Consider the following 19,167-nt stretch of genomic DNA (forward strand, 5'->3'; position numbering starts at 1 on the left):
TTGGATCCCGGTGTGCAGCTCCGTCCCGGGGCCGGGGGTTTTCCACGCGGTCCCGGGACGGAGCAGGGTGGGGCGGGGCCCGTCGGAGACCGACTGCCCGCGCGAAGCCGAGAGCTCGCGGGGAACCGCCGGCACCGCGGCGGACCGCGGTGCCGGCCCCCACGAGCCCGGCGGGAACCGTACGAGCGGTCCCCCTACGAAGAGGTCTCCCGCGACAGGTAGCCCCGGCGCTCGCCGGACACGAAGGTCTCGCGGGCCTCGCGCGCGTCACCGCGCATGTTGAGTTCGAGGGTCAACGCGGTCTCCTGGCGGTACAGCGGGCCGATGTCCCGCCGGGCGCTGCCGTTGATGGCCTTCTTGGCCGCCCTGACCACCGAGGGCCTCTTGGCCGCGATGACTCCGGCCAGCCGCCGGGCCTCCACCGGCACCGACTCCTCGTCGGGCACCGCGACCACGGTCCCGTACGAGGCCAGCTCCCGCCCCAGGACCGGCTCGCAGGTGAGCATGGCCTGGCGCAGCCGCTTGTCCGGCATCAGGCCCATCGCCTGGACCGCGCCGCCGGTGGCACCGTTGTCGACCTCGGCGAGCACGAAGCGGCACTCCTCGTCGGCGACCACGATGTCGCAGGCCCCGGCGACCAGGACGCCCAGCCCGATGCAGTAGCGGTGCACGGCGGCGATGACGGGGGCGGCGCACTCGTGCAGGGCCACGGTCAGGTCGGTGGAGCCGTTGACCTGCCCGAGGATGCCCTCGAAGCCGGGCAGCCGCTGGACCTCCTTGACGTCACCGCCCCCGATGAAGCCCCGGCCCTCGCCGCGCAGGACCACCGCGCGCACCTCGGGGCGCGCGGCGACGCCCTCCACGACGGCTGCCAGCGCGGCGAGGTCCTCGATCCCCACGGCGTTGACCGGCGGGGCGTCGACGACCAGTTCGAGGACGCCGTCCTCGGACAGCTTCTGCTGGATGGGCACGGTGTCGTCCTTCGCTCAGCGTCCGCGTTCGTCGCCGGTGAGCGACGGGACCTTCGGGTGCGGCATGGGGTGGGCCAGGGGCGGGGCCTCGTCGGGCGCCTCGGCCCGGCACATCTCGACCGCCTTGGCGTAGGCGGCGACCTGCCGGTCCTCCAGCTCGTAGTCGAACTTGGCGGTGTACATCGGGTACGCCTCGGGGGTGGGCGGGTTCTCCCGCAGCCACTCGACGGTCTCCACGAGCGCGTCGTACGCCGTGATGACGTCCCGGTGACCGAGCTGGGTGCGGATCTTCGAGGCGTCGACCGTCATGTGCGGGCGGGAGGCGGGCGCCAGGAACTCGTTGACGGCCGAGGGCGCGATCAGCGACGGGATGCCGACGAAGTCCAGCGGCTTCCCGCAGATCTCCGCCACCACCTCGGCCCACTGGCGCAGGGTGAACTGGTCGTCGTCGGCGACGTTGTAGGACTCGCCGTCGGCCACCTCGGGCTGGTCGACGATCGCCATGATGCTCGCGGCCGCGTTCCGGGCGGCGCAACGGAAGATCATCCACAGGCCGTCGTCGGGCAGGATCATGTAATCGCGGCCGTCCTGGATCCGCTTCAGCACCGCCCACTCCCACGGCACGATGTTGCGCGGGCCGTAGATCTGCGGGTACCGGACGTAGGACGCCATGTAGGCGCCGTTCGCGGCACGCTCCATCACCGAGCGCTCGGCATTCAGAATCTGCATCGCGAACTTCGCCGGTACGGCCGCGGTGTCGGCCAGCGGGCTGTCCTCGCGGGCGTTGATCTTCATGCCCCACGGCTTGGAGCCCTGCGGCTCGATGAAGCCGCGGTAGACCGGTACACCGCCGACACAGATCAGCTGGTCGGTCCGGCCGGCGAAGAACTCCCCGGTCACCCGCATCCGCCCGTAGGTCGCGACCACGAGATCCCACTCCTGGCCGCCGACGACCTCTTCCAGCGTCTCGGCGAAGTGCGGGTCGGCGTGCAGGTGCCGGACGTCGGGCAGACCGGGCGGCTCGTGGGCGCCGCGGTGCAGCATGGTGACGTCGTGGCCCCGGTCGAGCAGCCCCTGCAGGATGTGCGGACCGGTCGGACCGGTGCCGCCGATGACCAGTGTCCTCTTGCTCATGGCTCAGTCCTCGATTCCACGGCTGACCGCGGGGGCCAGCCCTTCGCTGAAGGCCGTCTGTCCGCCGTCGACCGGGATGACCGCGCCGGTGATGAAACTGGAGAGGTCGGAGGCGAGGAACACCACTGCCTGCGCCATCTCCTCGGGCCGGCCGACCCGGTTCAGCAGATGGGAGCGCTCGACCTCGCGCAGCCGCTCCGCGGGCAGGCCGCTGCGCAGCGCGGGAGTGTCGAAGACGCCGGGCACGATCGCGTTGCAGCGGACGCCCTGCGCCCCGTAGTGCACCGCCACCGTGCGGGTCAGCCCGATGATGCCGGCCTTGGCGGTGTTGTAGCTCATCCGCCAGGTGGCGCCTGTGACGCCGCGGGTGGAGGACATGTTGACGATGCTGCCGTTCCCGGCTTCGAGCATCCCGGGCAGCACGTGCTTGCAGCCGAGTGCCGCGCCGGTCAGGGTGACCGACAGGCTGGTGTTCCAGGCGTCCAGGTCGAGATGGAGCGGATCGCGGTCGAGGTCCATCACCGGTCCGGCGGTGAGCGCGGCGTTGTTGTGCAGCACGGTCACCGGCTCGGCGAACTCGCGGCGCGCCGTCCTGACGGCCTCCTCCCAGGAGGCCTCGTCGGCGATGTCGAGAACCACCGCGGCGGCCGTACCGCCGGCCTGGGTGATCGCCTTCGCGGTGGTGGTCGCGGTGTCGCCGTTCACGTCGGTCACCACCACCTTGGCGCCCGCCGCGGCGAGGGCCTCGGCGGAGGCCCGGCCCATTCCGGAGCCTGCGCCGGTGACCAGCGCGACCCTCTCGTCCAGGGAACCCATCGTCGTGTTCTCCGTTCACCTCGGCGTAAAACCAAACAGTGTTCTATCAGGGTCGGCGGCGCGGGGGGAAGGAAAGTCAGTCCCCGGCGCGCATGTGGTCGTCCAGGAGAGGCGGCCGGTCGGTCGCGAAGTCCTCGGGCAGATACCGCTCGGCGAACTCGCGGGTGTCGTAGAAGTAATCGCGCACCCAGCGGATGCGGCCGTCCTCGACCTTGAGCGTGCCCATCACTTTGAACGAGTGGAGCAGCCTGCCGTCGGCGCCGACGGAGTCGTCGTACCGCTCGGTGAGGACGTAGGGACCGTCGGCGGCGGCGTGCACCAGGTCGAACCTGAAGCCCGCCACCCCCTTGCGGGCCTTCGCCTTCTCCAGGTCCGCCACCAGCTGCTCCAGGCTGGTCACCCGGGGCGGGTCGAAGCCGGCGGAGGCCCACCACAGGTCGTCGTGGCACAGCCGCCGGGCGGTCGCCACCATGTCGTCGTGGGTCGGCCCGAAGTGTGCGAAGAAGTCGCGCACCACGGTCAGCGGATCGGTGTTCACCCGCTCGCCTCCTCCTTCCCCGACCGGTGTGCCCGGCACGGCTCAGGCGTTCTCGTGGTCATAGCGGTAGGCCGTGAGCACGGCCTCGTCCTCGCCCTCGTGGAAACGGCGGACCAGGTCGTCGAAGTCCACGCTGTGACCGACCGGGTGCCGGGCGAAGGCCGGCGAGCGCAGGAACGCGGTCGCCTCCTCGTTGTCGGCGAACCGGTCGATCTGCAGCTCGGCCCGGTTCCCGTCCGGGTCCTGGTAGTAGACCGACAGGGTCGGGCCGTGGTTGACGACCCACGTGGCGTCGATGCCCTGGCCCTTGAGCCGCTCGTACGTGGCCACCAGGTCGGCCAGGCTCGCGTAGGTGAACGCGATGTGGTCCAGGCCCGCCGTGTGCCCGGTGGGGCCGCCGAGGTCCGGCGGCCGGACGATCGCGATCCGATGGTGCTCGTCGTCGAAGGTCAGAAAGCCGATGAACTCGTTCTCGAACACCACCTCCGCCTGGAGCAGGTCGGCCCACCAGTCGAGCATCGGCCGCAGCCGCCGGGTGCGGAGCACCACGTGGGCCAGGCGGGAGGGCACGACCCTGCGGGTCGTGCCCTCGGCCCCGGGCATCAGCTGAACTCCTCGATGAGGTCGCCGTCGCGCCGCCCGGCTGCCTCCGTCGTGTCCTGCGTGCCGGCGGACTCGGCGGGCTCGTCGGCCCCGCCCCCCAGGTAGGCGCTGAGCACCCGCGGGTCGTTGCGCACCTCCTCGGGGCCGCCGTTGACGAGGACGGCTCCGGCGGTCAGCACGGTCACCTCGTCGCAGGCGGCGAGCACCATGTCGATGTTGTGCTCGACCAGCAGGATGCCCATGCCCCAGTCCTTGGCCAGGCGGCGCAGCAGTGCGGCGAGGTCCTGTGCCTCGGGGTCGCTCAGGCCGGCGGCGGGCTCGTCGAGGCAGAGCACCGAGGGGGTGCTGGCCACGGCCCTGGCGATCGCCGCGAGGCGGCGGTGGCCCATGGAGAGTTCGCCGGGCTTCAGGTCGAGCTCGCCGAGCAGGTTGAACTCGCGGGCCGCGGCGAGCGCTACGCCGTTGAGCTGGATACGGCCCGGCCGCACGAAGTCGGCACCGTACTTCAGGGGGCTCCACTGCTCACTGGCGATGGCGAGGTTCTCGCGCAGGGTGAGGTCCTCGAACAGCTCCAGGGACTGGAAGGAGCGGCCCAGGCCGGCCTTCAGCCGCTTCTGGGGCGACAGGCGGGTCAGGTCGGCGCCGTCCAGGTCTACCGTGCCCGTCTCGCACCGTACGAAGCCGGTGACGGCGTCGATGACCGTGGTCTTGCCCGCGCCGTTGGGGCCGATCAGGCCGTGCACGGTGCCGGGCACGACGGTGAACGTCGCGTCGGACACGGCGACCACGTTGCCGAAGCGCACCCGCACTCCGGAGACGGTGAGCCGCTTGGGCGCCACCGGCTCGGCCTTGACGGCTTCGGCGGCCTCGACGTCCGCGGCGTCGGCCGTGGGCTCCTCCTTCTTACGGCGCAGCTTGCGTCCGATGCCCTTGACCAGTTCGACGTTGACCTGCCACAGGCCGGACGGGTTCTGCACCAGGATGACCAGCAGCATCAGGCCGCTGATCAGCGGGAGCCAGGACTCGATCGAGTGGATACCGGAGAACAGTTCCGAGCCGACACCCGACGGCATCAGCGTGCCGCCCATGACACCGCCGCCGACGTATCCGGCGCCGCCCACCACGGTCATGGCGACGACCACGATGGAGTTGAAGGTGTCGAAGTTGATGGTCACCACACTGAAGCTGCGGAAGGTGAGCACCACACCGGCGATGGCCGCGATGCCGGCCGCCGCACCGAACGCGAACAGCTTGGCCCCGAAGACGCTGACGCCCAGAGAGGCCGCCGCACGCTCGTTGCTCCGCACGGCGAGCAGCCGACGGCCGACGGCACCGCGGCGCAGGTTGAGGACGCCGACCGCCACGAGCACCAGCAGGACGAGCGCCATCACGGCGTAGTTGCCGGGTGCCAGCAGGCCGCTGACGTTCAGCCCGAAGATCTCGATGGGCGGGACGACGATGCCGCTCGTGCCGCCGCTGTAGTCGCTGTTGTTCAGGACGATGTTGTAGATGACGACGGCGAGGCCGAGGGTGACGATGGCCAGGTTGATGCCGCGGGTGCGCAGGGCGGGCAGTGCCACGAGCACGCCGAGCAGCGCGGTGACCGCCACGGCACCGACGAGGGCGGCGAGGAAGGGCCACTTGAGGTCGGCCACCAGGCGGGCGGCGATCAGGGCGCCGAAGCCGGCCAGGACGTACTGGGCGAGCGAGAGCTGCCCGGCGTATCCGGTGACGAGCACGATGGACACGCACAGGATCGCGAAGCCCATGGTGACGGTGACCGCGTTGGTCCAGGCGGTGTCGAACACCGAGGAGACCAGCCAGGCCATGACCGCGGTGACGACGACCGTCGGGATGATCCGCACCTTGCCGGAACCGACGTCGATCATGCGGTCCAGCACGTGGCTGCGCAGCGGGATGCCGCGCCCGCGCAGCACCATCACGACCACCACGATGATGAAAGGCACGCTGGCCGACCAGCCCGGCGCGCTGACGTAGCGGGCCATGAGGGACTCGACGACACCGAGCCCGATGGCTCCGGCGAACACGATCGGGAACGAGTTGAAGTTGGCGATGAGGCCGACGGCGAGGGCGGGTATCACCAGCATGGCGAGAACCTGCGGCTGCAGGTAGGTGATCGGCGCGATGAGGGCACCCGCGAGCGCGCTGAGGCCGGCGCCCAGGGCCCAGTTGACGGTCGCGATGCGCTCCGGGGAGTGCCCGAGACTCGCGGCGACGCGGACGTTCTCGGCGACCGCGCCCGTGGCGCGGCCGAACGTCGTACGGCGGTAGACGAACCAGAGCGCGACGGTGGAGGCGGCGCCGAGGAGGAAGAGGATCATGCGGTCGGCGCCGACGTAGACGTCGGGGGCAACCTGGATCCCGCTGGTCGGCAGCAGCGACGGCGCGGCCTTCAGGTCACTGCCGTAGATGAGTACGGCGGCCGATGTCAGGACCATGAGCACGGCCAGGGTCGAGATCACCTTCAGCAGAGCCGAGGATTCCCTCATCGGTTTCAGGATCAGCAGCTGCACCAGTGTGCCGAGGACCGCGCCCACCGCGACGGCGAAGACCAGGCCGAGCCAGCGCGGGAGCGAGAAGCCCACCACGGCCTGGTAGTAGGCGTAGCCGCCGACCATCACGAAGCCGCCCTGGGCGAAGTTGAGGATGCCGGATCCCCGATAGACCAGTACCAGCCCCTGGGCGATCAGCGCGTAGAGCGCACCGGCTCCCAGGCCGATGAGCACATACCGGAGGATGTCCATGCAGGTGTCTCCTGTGAGTGGTGAGGCCGGGTCGAGCGCGTCAGTCGGCGCTGTCGTGGTCGGAGAGGTAACGGCGCCGGATCTCCTCGTCGCCGTCCGCGGAGTTGCCGCTGGCGACGAGTTCGCCGCGGCGCATCAGGTACCAGCGGTCGGAGGCGCCGAGGGCCCGGCGCGCCTGCTGCTCCACCAGCAGGACCCCGATGTCCAGCGTGGTGGCCGCTTCGCGGAGTGCCGCGAGGAGCCGGTCGACCACGATCGGTCCCAGGCCCAGGGAGAGTTCGTCGGCGAGCAGGACCTTCGGCCGCCGGGCGAGCGCGCGGCCGAGGGTGAGCATCTGCTGTTCGCCGCCGGAGAGGAGTCCGGCCCGGCGGTCCAGCAGTTTGCCCAGTTCGGGGAAGACCTCGACGGCCGGCTCGATGCCGCCGCTGCCCAGGAGCAGGTTGTCCCGTACCGACATCGACATGATCACGGAGCGTTCCTCGGGCACGAAGCCGAGGCCGGCCGCCGCCCGTTTGTGCAGGCCGCCGGTGAGCGGTGAGCCGAACCAGCTGATCTCCCCGCCCAGCGGGCGCAGCTCGCCGGCGAGCGTCAGCAGGGTGGTCGACTTGCCGGCGCCGTTGGGCCCGAGCAGCGCGACGATCTCGCCGGCGCGGACCTCGATGTCCAGCCCGCGGACGACGGCGAGGTCGCCGTAGCCGGCGACCAGCGACGTCGCCCGCAGGGCGGCGGCTCGTGCCGTGCCGGGCTCGGTGTGGGCGACTGCAGTCACGTCATCTCCCTCAGCGGTGGTGGAGCCGGGTGCGCTGCCATGACGTGGTGGTGGGCGGCGCGCACAGCGCAATAAACGTTGTTTGGTTTTACGCCCGCCGCAAGTTGGGCGCAAGGTCTATGCACGGCTGGATTTTCGCTACACCTGGCGTGAACGCATCCCTTGATGCCTCGAGCCTTGCACCATTAACCTAACTACGTTTCGTTATGTGTGGCAAGGACTCTGTCTCCTAGGGCAAGGACCCCATGAAGCGAAGACTGTTCTCCACTCTCGCCGTAGCCCCTCTCCTCCTCGGTTCGCTGGCCGCCTGCGGCGGCTCCGACTCCGGCTCCGCCGCCGCCGAGGGCCCGATCAGGATCATGTCGATCGGCTCCTTCGAGACGCCCGTCTTCTCCACCCCCCAGGTCGAGACGGCGCTGCGGGCGAAGATCGCCGACATCAACGCGAACGGCGGCATCGACGGACGCGAGGTCGTCCTCAAGGTCTGCAACGACAAGTTCGACCCCAACGAGGCGACCTCCTGCGCGCAGCGCGCGGTGTCGGACGGCATGGTCGCCGTGGTCGGGGGCGCCTCCCCGTTCTCCCCGCAGTTCCTGCCGGTCCTGGAGGCCGCGAAGATCCCGCTGGTGGCCGGGAGCGCCAGCTCGGGCGCGGTGGAGCTGCAGAGCGAGGTCTCCTTCCCGGTCAACGCGGGCGCACCCGGCATGTCGATCGGCACCGGCCGCCTCGCCGCCGAGGCGGGCCCCTCCACCGTCGTCATCGCCTCCGACAACGAGGGCTCGCAGACCGGCGCGGACCTGAGCATCCAGGGCGCCGAATCGGCCGGCGCCAAGATGACCAAGATCACGATGAAGCTGGGCGCCCCGGACGTCTCGGCGACCGTCGCCCGCGCCCTGCAGATGAAGCCCGACGCCATCGCCCTGCAGATCGTCACCGAGGACGCGCTGAAGGTGGTCAAGAGCCTGCGCCAGTCCGGCTACAAGGGCGCGCTCACCGCCCCCGGCTCTCTCTTCCCGCCGGCCAGCATCGAGGCGCTCGGCGAGTTCGCCGAGGGCGTCCGGATGACCAGCCGGGTCGTGCCGCCCACGTCCACGGACATCCCCCAGGTCAAGGAGTTCCTCGACCAGATGGCCGCCGAGGACCCCGAGGCCCAGACCGACGACCTCGCCCTCAACGCCTGGACCGGCATGTACCTGCTGGCCGAGGTGCTGAAGGGCCACGAGATCACCGACGGCGCCTCCGTGATCTCGGCCTTCGATGCCATCGAGAAGCCGATCGAACTCGGCACCGCCCCGGACTACACCGGCGTGCCCGCGACACCGGACTCCAAGAGCTACCCCCGGGTGCCGCGGTTCGCCACGGTCGGCAGCGCCGTCAAGGACGGCGAGATCGTCCGTGACGGAGACTTCTTCAACCCGCTCGAGCTGTGAGCATGGACGCCGTCGTCGTCACCGGGGGTGCCAGCGGCATCGGCGCGGCCACCTGCCGGTACCTCGCCGAACAGGGCTACCGGGTGGTCGTCGCCGATCTGCAGCGCGAGGAGGGTGAGCGGCTGGCCGGCGAACTGGACGGCCTGTTCGTCCACCACGACGTCGGGGAACCCCGGTCCTGGAACGCGCTCATGACCGCGGCGGTGGACCGCTTCGGTCCGCTGTACGCACTGGTGGCCGCCGCCGGGTTCAAGAGCGAGTACCTCCTGGAGAGCCCGCCCGACCCGGTCCTGTTCCACCGCACCGCCACGGTCAACCAGCTCGGGGTGATCCTCGGGGTCCAGATCGTCGGAGAGCACTTGCGGGAGCAGGGGCGGGGCTCGATCGTCAACATCGCCTCCGGTGCGGCGATGCCACCGGCGCAGAGCCCCGACCTCGCCTACGTCAGCACCAAGTGGGGGTGCGCGGGATCAGCCGGGTCGCCGCGCGCCGGCTCGCGCCGCACGGTGTACGGGTCAACACGGTGCTGCCCGGACTGGTCCGCACCCCGATGATCGCCGGTATCACGGAAAGGGATCCCCGCCGGGTCGCGGCCGTCGAGGCGGCGATCCCGATGGGGCGGATGGGCCGGCCGGACGAGATCGCCCGGGCGGTGTACTTCTTCGTCTCCGAACTCGGCTCGTACGCCACCGGCGCCGAGCTGGTCGTCGACGGGGGGTCCCTCGCCTGAGGGGCCCGGCACACGGTGGGGCGGTGCGGCCCAGGGGACGCGGGGCCGGGGATGTCCCCGGTCCGGTCCGGTGGCCGCACCGCCCCACCGTGTTCTCCGGCTCCACCGCTGGAGGACCGCGCGCGGGCACCTGAGCCGCGTGGGGGCGTCACGGCCCGCCCGCCCGCCGGCACCCGCACGGCAGAGGGGCCCGGGGTTCTCTCCGGGCCCCTCTGCCGCACCCACGGCAGGCCCACCGGCCGGCAGGACCGCGCACGGCGGTCCGGGCCCGCCTCTGCCGTCGCCGCGGTGGCGGTGGGCGCGAAACCGGCGGCACCTGGTGCTGCCGGGTCCAGTCGCAGCGGTACGGGCGGCCTGGCGACGTACCACGCGGGCAGACGGCCGGACAGGCCGCGCACCATGGCGTCGACGGGCTGCCGGTCCCTGCACGGGCGGGCCGCCCCACCGCACGGCGGACGGCCGGTGGCCGCCCCGCCCACCGGCCGTCCGCCGCGATGTTGTCATGTCCCGCCTGTGCGGGTCAGCCCTCCAGCGGGTCGAAGAACTCGCCGTCCGGGACGATCCTGCCGTCCTTGATGGTGCTCGGCATCACCTTGAAGACCGCGACGCGCGGGTAGTCCTTGTGCGGCACGTCGCCGCCGAGGCCCGGGTAGTCGGAGTAGATGCCGAACAGGTCCACCGGCTCGGCGATGTCCGAGAGGGCGTCGATGACCGACTGCCCGTCAGTGACCTTCTTGCCGCCCAGGATGCCGGGCAGGGCACGCACGGAGAGCCAGCCGTTGAGGCTGATGTCGTCGATGGGCGCGTCGGCCTTCAGGGCGTGCACCTCCTTGTTGAACTGCGCGATCATCTTGTTCTCGGTGTACGACGAGGGAAGGCCGCGGCCGGCGAGCACGATGCCCTCCGCCTTGTCGCCGAGCGCCTTGATCGAGGCCGGGTTGACGATCGACGCCGGGCCGGTGATGGGGCCCTTGAACCCGTTCTCGCGCAGGGCCGACACGATGCGCGTCGCGGTGTCGCCGGAGGCGGTGATGACGACCCCGTCGGGCTTCTGGTCGAGCACCTTGAGCGCGGTCGGGTTGTAGTCGGCGGCGGTGAGCGGGGCGACGACCTCGGTCATGGCCCCGCCGGCGCGCTCGATGCCCTGCCCTGCCTGCTTGACGGAGGCACGGCTGGAGGCGTTGTCAGCGGGGACCACGACGACCTTGTCACCGCCGCGCTCCGCGGCCAGCCGGCCGGCGGCAATGACGAAGGCGCTCGAACCGGCGTTGATCGGGTAGAACGCGGCCTCCTCGCTCTCCGCGGTGCCGTCGCCGCCGCCGGGACCGATGAACGGGATCTTCGCCGCCTCCAGGACGGGGGCGAGCGCGGCCGTGTGCGGTGTCATGCCGCCGACGACCGCGGCGACGCCCTCGCTGATCGCGCGCTGGGCGCAGGCGGTGGCCTCGTTGGGGTCGAACTTGTCGTTGCAGAAGGAGACCTTGAGCTTGCGGCCGTCGATTCCGCCTTCCTTGTTCACCGCGTCGACCGATGCCTGGATGGCGGTCTGCAGCTGGGGAATCGAGTAGACCGAGCTCTCGAAGGAGGCGATCGACATGATCTTGATGGGGCCTTCGGCGCCCGCCTCGGAGCTGGAGGCGCCCCCTCCGCACGCGGTGAGCGGCAGGGCCAGGGCGAGCAGCGCGGCGATTTTCGCAGAGCGGTGCATGGATGTCTCCTGATTGATCTGCTTGATCAGCAATGGTGGGTGGGAGCGGGCCGCTCTCCTGCCGCCGTTCGCGCGGCAGGAGGGTCGAGCGGGCTCCGCGGATGCCGGACCGGTCCGATCCATGCGGGGTGGGCGGCCTCGGCCGCTGGGTCGCGGCCCCGGCCCGCCGTGCTCAGAACGTCTGTGCGAGCAGGGTCGCTTCGCGGGTGGCGGTGGTGACGCCGCGGGGGGCGATCACGTCACCGCAGGTGTGCACGGTGACGCCGAGCGCCTCGAGTTCGTGGACCAGCCCGTCGCGCGGCACGGGATGCACCCCGGCGACGACGACGTCGATGCCGGGCAGCACGCTCTCGACACCGTCGGGGTCGATGAGCGTGGCCTGTCCGTCCTCGTACGACCTGAGGTCCCGGAAGGTCATCGCCGTGATGCGCGACGACCGGCGGAAGAGGTCCTGGTAGTCGAGCCGGTGGTTGTAACCGCTGTTGATGACCATCCGGTCGAACGGCGTCACGTAGACGACGTCGCGGCCCTCCAGTGCCAGTTTCTCCACCGCCACGCCGGCCGGGTTGTGCCCGGTGCGGTCCACGACCAGCACGTTCGCCCCCTCGGGGACGCCGTTCACGATCGCGTCGTCGACCGTGACGATCCCCGGGCGGTCCAGGCCGTGGGCGGCCAGGTCGTGCTCGGCACCGGTGGCCACTACGACCTCGTCGACGTCCCTCGCCCGAATGTCGGCCGCGGTGAGCCGGCGTCCGTACTCGACCTCGACGCCCTCGTGCCGGAGTTCGTTCACCAGGTGGTCGACGGTGCCGAACAGTTCGGTGGCCCGGGTGCCGAGGAGGGCGCGCAGCCGACCGCCCGGCCGGCCGGTCGCCTCGACGATCCGTACGTCGTGGCCCCGTTTCGCCGCCACCTCGGCGGCCTGGAGGCCGGCGACTCCGGCGCCCACGACGAGAACGCGCTTGCGCCGCGACGGCGCCGGCAGGGCGGCGAACTGGGCCTCGCGGCCGAACTCCGGATTGTGCCAGCACTGCACGGCCTTGCCGTCCACGCGCCGGCTGTTGCACTCGGCGACCCGCACGCAGGTGCGGATGCGGTCCTCGTCGCCGCGCAGGATCTTGACGCCCATGTCCGGGTCGGAGAGGAAACCGCGGGTCATGCCGATCAGGTCGCACATCTCGTCGGCCAGCGCCCGCTCGGCCATGTCCGGGTCGACGATGCCGCCCACCCCGACGATCGGCACCCGGGCGTCGATCGCGTCGCGCAGGCCGCCGGCCAGTTCGAGGTCGTAGCCCTTGGGGTAGCGGAAGGAGGCCACCGACGGCTGGGAGTACGCCGGTGCCTTGGTGCCGATGGAGAGGTTCATGAAGTCGATCTGGCCGGTGTCCACCAGGCGCCTGGCGACGTCCTTGAGCTCCTCCACGGTGAGGCCGTTCTCGTCCTCGCGCAGGTGGTCGTCGGCGGTCATCCGCCAGCCCAGGATCCTGTCCTCGCCCAGTCCCGAGCGGACCGCTTCGAGCACCGCGGTGGAGAAGGCCAACTGCTCGCCCCACTCGTCGTCGCGGCCGTTTCCCCAGGGACTGTAGGACTGCTGCAGGAGGTAGCCGTGGGCACCGTGCAGTTCGAGCCCGTCCAGACCGGCCTCGCGGAACACCTCGGCCAGCCGGCCGTAGGCGTCGACCACCATCTGCACCTCGGCACCGGTCATCCGGTGGGCGGCCTCACCGAACTCGTCCTGGCCGCCGTTGAAGGACCACTCGGCGCGCTCGTCGAGCAGCACGTGCGAGCCGATCTGCCGGCCGAAGTTGACCACCTGCGGGGTGACCAGCGCGCCCTCCTCGTGCACGGCGTCGGCCAGCCGCTTGAGCCGGTCGACCACCGGCCACGGCCAGCCGTGGAACGGCTCGACGTTGACCGGCTGGGTGATGAGCAGCGCGGCTCCGCCCTTCGCGCGGCGGCGGCAGTAGTCGACGTAGGTCGTCTCGTCGCCGGCCGGGTGCCAGGGCGCCATGATGCTGTGTGCCGTGGTGATCATCCGGTTGCGGAGCACATGGCCGCGGATGGTCATCGGGCTGAGAAGACGGGCGTACTTCCCGTCCGCGCGGGGAGATGTCGGCTCAACGGCCGGGCTGGTCGTCATACGTCTCTCCTGTCGGAAAGCCCGCCGTGCCAGAGGGCCTGAACGGCCTGGCCGGCTAGACGGCGAGGATTCTGCGGATCGCGGCTTCGATGTCGCGCTGCCCGACCACCCACTGCTTCTCCAGGGCGGGGGCGTAGGGCGCGGGGGTGAAGGGCGCCCCCACCCGCACCACGGGGGCGTCGAGCGTCCAGAACCCCTCGTCGACGGCGCGGGCGGCGATCTCGGCGCCGATGCCGAAGTCGAGGACGGCCTCGTGCGCGATCACCAGCCTGTTGGTCTTCGCGAGGGAGCCCAGGACGGTCTCCCAGTCGATGGGGGCCACGGTGCGCATGTCGACGACCTCGACCGAGATGCCCTCGGCGGCCAGCGACTCGGCGACGGCGAGGCTCTCGCGCACCATGCGCGAGACGCTGACGACGGTCACGTCGGTGCCCTCGCGGAGCACCTTCGCCTTGCCGATCGGGACGACGTGGTCGGGCGAGAACCCCGGGCCGGACTTCTCGTAGAGGAGACGGTGCTCGATGACGACGACCGGGCTGTCCTCGTGGATGGCGCTGCGCAGCAGTCCGTATGCGTCGGCCGGGGTCGAGGGCATCACGACCTGCAGACCGGGGATGTGTGCGAGGAGCGCCTCGATCGCCTGGGAGTGCTGGGCGCCCGAGGAGCGGCCGGCGCCGAACTGAGTGCGGATGGTGAGCGGCACGCTCACCTTGCCGCCGGTCATGTACCGCAGCTTGGCGGCCTGGTTCATGATCTGGTCCAGGCAGACGGCGACGAAGTCGGAGTACATGATCTCCACCACCGGCCGCATGCCGGCCATGGCGGCGCCCACGCCCGCCCCGATGATGGCGCTCTCGGCGATCGGGGTGTCGCGCACCCGGCCCGGGAAGTCGGCGGCCAGGCCGCGGGTCAGGCCGAAGACGTTGCCGCCCTCGCCGACGTCGATGCCGGCCACGAAAACGGACGGGTCGTGCTCCAGTTCGTGACGCAGGGCGGCCTTGACCGCGCGGCTGTAGCGGACCGGTTCGGCGTCGGCGGGCAGCGCGGGCTCGGTGACGGCCCTGGTGGGTGTGCGGATGTACTCGAACAGGTCGCCGGCCGACGGTTCCCGTCCGGCCTTCGCGGACTCCACGGCCCGCTCGATCTCCTCGGTGACCGACGCGTGCACGGCCGCGATGTCGGCCTCGCTCGCGCCGCCCGCCCGCAGCCGTTCCTCGGCGAGCAGGATCGGGTCGCGCTTCGCCCAGGCCGCCGCGAGTTCTTTGTCGCGGTACTTCAGCGGGTCGCCCTCGTAGTGGCCGCGGGCGCGGAACGTCACGGCCTCGACGAACGCCGGGCCCTCACCGCGGCGTACCGCCGCCACGATGTCCTCCATCGCGTCCGCCATCTCCGTCACGTCGTTGCCGTCGAGACGGTGGAAGGACATGCCGTAGGCGGTGGCGCGGGCCTCCATGAGGCCGGGTGCCTTGAGGTGGGTACTGGAGAACTCGGAGAACTGGTTGTTCTCGCAGAGCAGGATCAGCGGCAGCCGCCAGTCGCCGGCGAGGGTGGCGCCCTCGTGGAAGGCGCCGGTGCTGGTGGCCCCGTCGCCGAAGTAGCTGACCGCGACCTTTCCGTCGCGGCGCAGCAGCGCCGCGGTGGCGGCTCCGGCAGCGATCGGCACTCCGGCGCCGACGATGCCGTTGGCGCCGAAGATGCCCAGCGCCGGGTCGGCGATGTGCATGGAGCCGCCGCGGCCGTGGTTGGTCCCGGTCTCCCGGCCGAAGAGTTCCGCGAAGGCGCCGGAGAGGTCGAGGCCCTTGGCCAGTACGTGCCCGTGCCCCCGGTGGGTGGAGGTGATGACGTCGTCGGGCCGCAGTGCCGCCGCGGTCCCGACGGGCACGGCTTCCTGGCCGACCGAGAGGTGCACGAACCCGCGGATCACGCCGTCGCGGTAGAGCGCGGCGGCCCGGTCCTCGAACATCCGGATGCGCAGCATCTCGCGGTGGAGGTGGGCCAGGTCCGTCCGGTGTCCGGGGCTCGGGTGCGAACGGAGCTTCTCTTGGACGTGTGTCATCGTGCTCCCTGTCCTCGCGGGATCGAATCGCGGCGTCCGTTGCGGACCGCAGTCGCGATCGGGCTCACTGTGACACAGGACGAGGGACTTAAACAAGCATTGATTGGTTACTGGTGTGCGCGGATTTCGCGGGCTTTCCGGCGCATGCGTGACGGTCGGCTGCACCGGTTCGTGAGCGAGCCGGCGTGACCGCGTGGACGGGCCCTGTGTCCGTCACAGTGCGGACCGGCCCCGCGTCACGGTGTGGGCTGGTCGGCCAGGCGCATCAGGAGGTGGCCGAGCTGCCGCTGCTCCTCGGGGGAGAGCACGGCGAACCAGGCCCTGTCCCGCTCGGCCTGGGCGCGCAGGCCCTCCAGGAGCCGGGAGGTGCCCTCGTCGGTGAGCGAGACGAGCACCTGGCGGCGGTCGGTCTCGCTGCGGTCGCGGCGGATCAGGCCGTCGCGCTCCAGGGTGTTCAGGACGGCCGAGGTGGCGGCCCGCGAAGCCCCGGAGAGCCGGGTGAGCTGCCGGGCCTCGATGGGTCCGGCAGCCCACAGCAGGTTCATGAAGCGGAACCCCGCCCAGCTCCAGCCCAGCCGACGGTGCACCGACTCCGCGTCCTGGCCCAGCCGGTTGAAGAACTTGGTCAGGTTGAAGACCAGGTCGGTGCGGTCGGCGGCGTCGGGCGGGACGGTGTCCTGCTCGACGAGCCGGGTTCGGAGGAGGTCGCGGAAGGTGGGCTGCGCCTGGCTGTGAGGGGAGTGCACGCCGAGAAGAATAGAACTCACTCAGTCCTCGACGCGGATGGCCTGCTCGGGGCAGGCCATGGCCGCGGTCTCGGCGTCCCGGCGCTGGTCGCCGGTGAGCTCGGGGGCGATGGTCTGGGCGTAGCCGCCGGCGTCGAGGTCGAAGACGTCGGGCGCCATCATGGCGCACTGACCGTGGCCCACGCACTTGCTCGTGTCGATCACTGCCTTGCTCATCGCTGCTCCTTCGTCGGGTCCTGCGGTGCGGGGCCTGCACTCACCACACCCGTCTCGACGAGCCGGCCGGCGTCGAGCCCGAGGGAGGTGAGGATGTCGTGGGTGTGCTGTCCCGGCAGGGGCGGCGGCGTCGGCTCGTGCGGCTCGGAGCCCGAGAACCGGGGTGCCGTACCGGCCTGGAGGACGCCGTCGCGCCTGCGCAGCGACCGCCGGGACCGGATGTGCGGGTGGTCGGCGGCCTCGGTGAGGCCGAGTACCGGGGTCACGCAGCAGTCGGTCTGCTCGAACTCCGACGCCCACTCGTCGCGGGTGCGGGTGGCGAAGACCTCGGCCATCCGGCGGCGAAGATCCGGCCAGCGGGACTCGTCGAGCTGTTGACGCGGGTCGTCGTCGAGGCCGAGCCGGCGCAGCAGTTCGGCGTAGAACTTCCCCTCGCCCGCGCCCACGGCGACGTACCCGCCGTCGGCGCACTCGTAGACGGAGTAGAAGGGCGCGCCGCCGTCGAGGACGTTCACCCCGCGGCGGTCCTGCCACATGCCTCCGGCGTACATCGCGTGGGTGCTGGACAGCAGGTGGGAGACGCCGTCGACGATCGCGGCGTCGACGACCTGGCCGGTGCCGCTGCCCGCGGACTCCCGCAGCGCGGCGAGGAGACCGATGACGAGGTAGGTCGCGCCGCCGCCGAAGTCGCCCACGTAGTTGACCGGGATCTGCGGCGGCCCGCCGGCACTGCCGATGCCGTGCAGCGCTCCGGTGAGGGCGAGGTAGTTGATGTCGTGGCCGGCGGTCGCGGACAGCGGGCCCTCCTGGCCCCAGCCGGTCATCCGGGCGTATACCAGCCCCGGGTTACGGGCCAGGCACACGTCCGGGCCGAGCCCGAGCCGTTCGGCCACGCCGGGCCGGAAGGGATCGGTCAGGGCGTCCGCCCGTTCGACGAGCCGGAGGACGATCTCCACCGCCTCGGGCTTCTTCAGGTCCAGGGCGAGGGACCGCTTGCCACGGTTGAGCAGGTCGAACCTCGGCTCGGCAGCGGCCTCGACCCCGCCGTGCGCGGCCCGCGCCCGGTCGATGCGGATCACGTCCGCGCCGAGGTCGGCCATCAGCATGGTGGCGAAGGCGCTCGGGCCGAGACCGCCGAGTTCGACGATCGACAACCCGCTCAGCGGTCCTGGCATGGCTCCTCCTGCGGTCTGCACCGATGCGGGGGATCAGTGGCGCCGACAGCGTAAACCAATTAGCGTATGGTTATGAAGTCCTCCCCTACCGCACTCGTCGTCGGCGGCACCGGTCCGACCGGGCCGCACCTCCTCACGGGCCTGCTGGAGCGCGGGTACGACGTCGAGATCCTCCACCGCGGGGTCCACGAACCGCCGGGGCTGCCCGACGTCCGCCACATCCACGCCGACCCGCACTTCCGCGAGACCCTCGACGCGGCGATCGGCACCCGCACCTGGGACGTCGTCCTGGCCACGTACGGACGGCTCAGGACGGTCGCGCAGGCGTTCGCCGGGAAGTGCGGGCAGTTCATCGGGGTCGGCGGCGTCCCCGTCTACCGCGGCTTCTTCGAACCGGACGCCACCCGGCCCTACGGGATGCGGCTGCTCGCCCGCGAGGACGGCACCCTCGCCGACGCCTACGAGCCGGTGGCGCCCTTCGCGGCGAAGATGGTAGCCGCCGAGCGGGAGGTGTTCCGGCTCGGCGCCGAGGGCGCCTACGCCGCCACCATGGTCCGCTACTCCCAGATCTACGGGCCCCGCAACATCGTGCCGTGGGAGTGGGCCGTCATGAAGCGGATCGCGGACGGCCGGCGCCGGATGATCCTCCCCGACGCCGGACTGTGGATCGTGACCCGGTGCGCCGCCCGCAACGCCGCCGGGGTGCTGCTGTGCGCGGTCGGCGACCCGGCCGCCGCGGGCGAGGCGTTCAACGTCGCCGACGACGACCAGCAGACCACCCGCCAGTGGGCCGAGAGCATCGCCATGCTGCTCGGCGCGGAGATGGAGTTCGTCGGCATCCCGTCCGAACTCGCCCCCTCCGCCATGGGTGAGCTGCTCTCCCCCACCGCCCGGCCGCACGTCCTCGTCGACGCCTCGCGCGCCAAGCGGCTGCTCGGCTACCGCGAGGTCGTCACGGCCGCCGACGCCCTCGCCGAGACCGTCGCCTGGCTGACCGAGAACCCCGTCACCGCCGAGGACTACCCGACATACAACGCCCGGTTCGACTACGCCATGGAGGACCGGCTGCTGGCCGCGTGGGACCAGGCCCGGGACCTCGTCCGCCGACAGGCGCCGGACACCCCCGTCGACATGGCGCACCCGATGCCGCACCCCAGGATGCCGTCGCTTCAGGCGGACGCCCGCGGTCGCTGACCGAGGCCGCCCCGGTGCCCCGGGGAGTCGCCAGTGACGCGCAGGACGCCGACGACTTCCCGGGGCGGCTGCGGGCAGGGGCTCCGCGCCCGGTCGGCGACAGGCTGAACTCCGTAGCCGGTCCGGCGACAGGCAGGACCGCACGCCCCGGGCGGGCGACGCACAAAAGGAACCGG

Annotated in this window: 17 protein-coding genes; 4 read left to right on the forward strand and 13 right to left on the reverse strand. The window is 71.5% G+C overall.

Features of this window, described 5'->3' with window-relative positions; genetic code table 11:
• Positions 1-194: 194 nt before the first annotated feature.
• The 7 genes from AOK11_RS11405 to AOK11_RS11435 all read right to left on the reverse strand — a co-directional run bounded on the left by AOK11_RS11405 (position 195) and on the right by AOK11_RS11435 (position 7,596).
• Positions 195-971, reverse strand: a complete 777-nt coding sequence (locus AOK11_RS11405) for an enoyl-CoA hydratase-related protein (RefSeq protein WP_055593552.1) — start codon at positions 969-971, stop codon at positions 195-197.
• Between the two features lie 15 nt (positions 972-986).
• Positions 987-2,105, reverse strand: coding sequence for a Rossmann-fold NAD(P)-binding domain-containing protein (locus AOK11_RS11410; protein ID WP_055593553.1), 1,119 nt, complete (start codon positions 2,103-2,105; stop codon positions 987-989).
• 3 nt (positions 2,106-2,108) lie between these two features.
• Positions 2,109-2,921 (reverse strand): SDR family NAD(P)-dependent oxidoreductase, encoded by an 813-nt coding sequence (locus tag AOK11_RS11415; protein ID WP_055593554.1) that lies wholly within the window; start codon positions 2,919-2,921, stop codon positions 2,109-2,111.
• A 76-nt stretch (positions 2,922-2,997) separates the two neighbouring features.
• Complete coding sequence (locus AOK11_RS11420; RefSeq protein WP_055593555.1) at positions 2,998-3,459, reverse strand: limonene-1,2-epoxide hydrolase family protein; 462 nt, start codon at positions 3,457-3,459, stop codon at positions 2,998-3,000.
• A gap of 42 nt (positions 3,460-3,501) precedes the next feature.
• Positions 3,502-4,062: a VOC family protein gene (locus AOK11_RS11425; protein ID WP_055593556.1), complete on the reverse strand. Its 561-nt coding sequence runs from the start codon at positions 4,060-4,062 to the stop codon at positions 3,502-3,504.
• Positions 4,062-6,827, reverse strand: a complete 2,766-nt coding sequence (locus tag AOK11_RS11430) for a branched-chain amino acid ABC transporter permease/ATP-binding protein (RefSeq protein ID WP_055593557.1) — start codon at positions 6,825-6,827, stop codon at positions 4,062-4,064. Before AOK11_RS11430 ends, AOK11_RS11425 begins: the two co-directional genes overlap by 1 nt.
• A gap of 40 nt (positions 6,828-6,867) precedes the next feature.
• On the reverse strand, positions 6,868-7,596 hold the full coding sequence (locus AOK11_RS11435; protein WP_063793458.1) for an ABC transporter ATP-binding protein: 729 nt from the start codon (positions 7,594-7,596) through the stop codon (positions 6,868-6,870).
• 245 nt (positions 7,597-7,841) lie between these two features.
• On the opposite strand from AOK11_RS11435, the gene AOK11_RS11440 reads away from it, so the two are divergent.
• The 3 genes from AOK11_RS11440 to AOK11_RS46160 are packed head-to-tail and all read left to right on the forward strand — an operon-like array spanning position 7,842 to position 9,756.
• Positions 7,842-9,026 carry an ABC transporter substrate-binding protein gene (locus tag AOK11_RS11440; protein WP_055593558.1) on the forward strand — a complete coding sequence of 395 codons (1,185 nt, stop codon included), beginning with the start codon at positions 7,842-7,844 and terminating at the stop codon, positions 9,024-9,026.
• A 2-nt stretch (positions 9,027-9,028) separates the two neighbouring features.
• Positions 9,029-9,580: an SDR family NAD(P)-dependent oxidoreductase gene (locus AOK11_RS11445; protein WP_079034772.1), complete on the forward strand. Its 552-nt coding sequence runs from the start codon at positions 9,029-9,031 to the stop codon at positions 9,578-9,580.
• Positions 9,577-9,756 carry an SDR family oxidoreductase gene (locus AOK11_RS46160; RefSeq protein WP_276204815.1) on the forward strand — a complete coding sequence of 60 codons (180 nt, stop codon included), beginning with the start codon at positions 9,577-9,579 and terminating at the stop codon, positions 9,754-9,756. Before AOK11_RS11445 ends, AOK11_RS46160 begins: the two co-directional genes overlap by 4 nt.
• 520 nt (positions 9,757-10,276) lie before the next feature.
• Here the strand turns inward: AOK11_RS46160 and AOK11_RS11450 are convergent.
• The 6 genes from AOK11_RS11450 to AOK11_RS11475 form a co-directional block, all read right to left on the reverse strand.
• Entirely contained in the window at positions 10,277-11,464 is a 1,188-nt protein-coding gene (locus AOK11_RS11450) for an ABC transporter substrate-binding protein (protein ID WP_157869326.1), read from the reverse strand.
• Positions 11,465-11,636: 172 nt separating this feature from the next.
• On the reverse strand, positions 11,637-13,604 hold the full coding sequence (locus AOK11_RS11455) for an oxidoreductase (RefSeq protein ID WP_079034775.1): 1,968 nt from the start codon (positions 13,602-13,604) through the stop codon (positions 11,637-11,639).
• Between the two features lie 55 nt (positions 13,605-13,659).
• A complete protein-coding gene (locus AOK11_RS11460) occupies positions 13,660-15,660 on the reverse strand; it encodes an alpha-ketoacid dehydrogenase subunit alpha/beta (RefSeq protein ID WP_055593561.1) in 2,001 nt (666 codons plus the stop codon).
• Positions 15,661-15,896: 236 nt separating this feature from the next.
• A complete protein-coding gene (locus AOK11_RS11465; RefSeq protein ID WP_079034776.1) occupies positions 15,897-16,406 on the reverse strand; it encodes a MarR family winged helix-turn-helix transcriptional regulator in 510 nt (169 codons plus the stop codon).
• 21 nt (positions 16,407-16,427) lie between these two features.
• Positions 16,428-16,622 carry a ferredoxin gene (locus tag AOK11_RS11470; protein WP_055593562.1) on the reverse strand — a complete coding sequence of 65 codons (195 nt, stop codon included), beginning with the start codon at positions 16,620-16,622 and terminating at the stop codon, positions 16,428-16,430.
• Positions 16,619-17,797 carry a CaiB/BaiF CoA transferase family protein gene (locus AOK11_RS11475; protein WP_055593563.1) on the reverse strand — a complete coding sequence of 393 codons (1,179 nt, stop codon included), beginning with the start codon at positions 17,795-17,797 and terminating at the stop codon, positions 16,619-16,621. Before AOK11_RS11475 ends, AOK11_RS11470 begins: the two co-directional genes overlap by 4 nt.
• A gap of 72 nt (positions 17,798-17,869) precedes the next feature.
• Here AOK11_RS11475 and AOK11_RS11480 point away from each other — a divergent pair, with 72 nt between their 5' ends.
• The gene (locus AOK11_RS11480; RefSeq protein WP_055593564.1) at positions 17,870-18,991 is read left to right on the forward strand and encodes a Rossmann-fold NAD(P)-binding domain-containing protein; all 1,122 of its coding nucleotides are present in this window, start codon (positions 17,870-17,872) and stop codon (positions 18,989-18,991) included.
• The last annotated feature ends 176 nt before the right edge of the window (positions 18,992-19,167 follow it).

Origin of the sequence: Streptomyces hirsutus (genome assembly GCF_001418415.1) — a bacterium.
GTDB lineage: Bacteria > Actinomycetota > Actinomycetes > Streptomycetales > Streptomycetaceae > Streptomyces > Streptomyces hirsutus.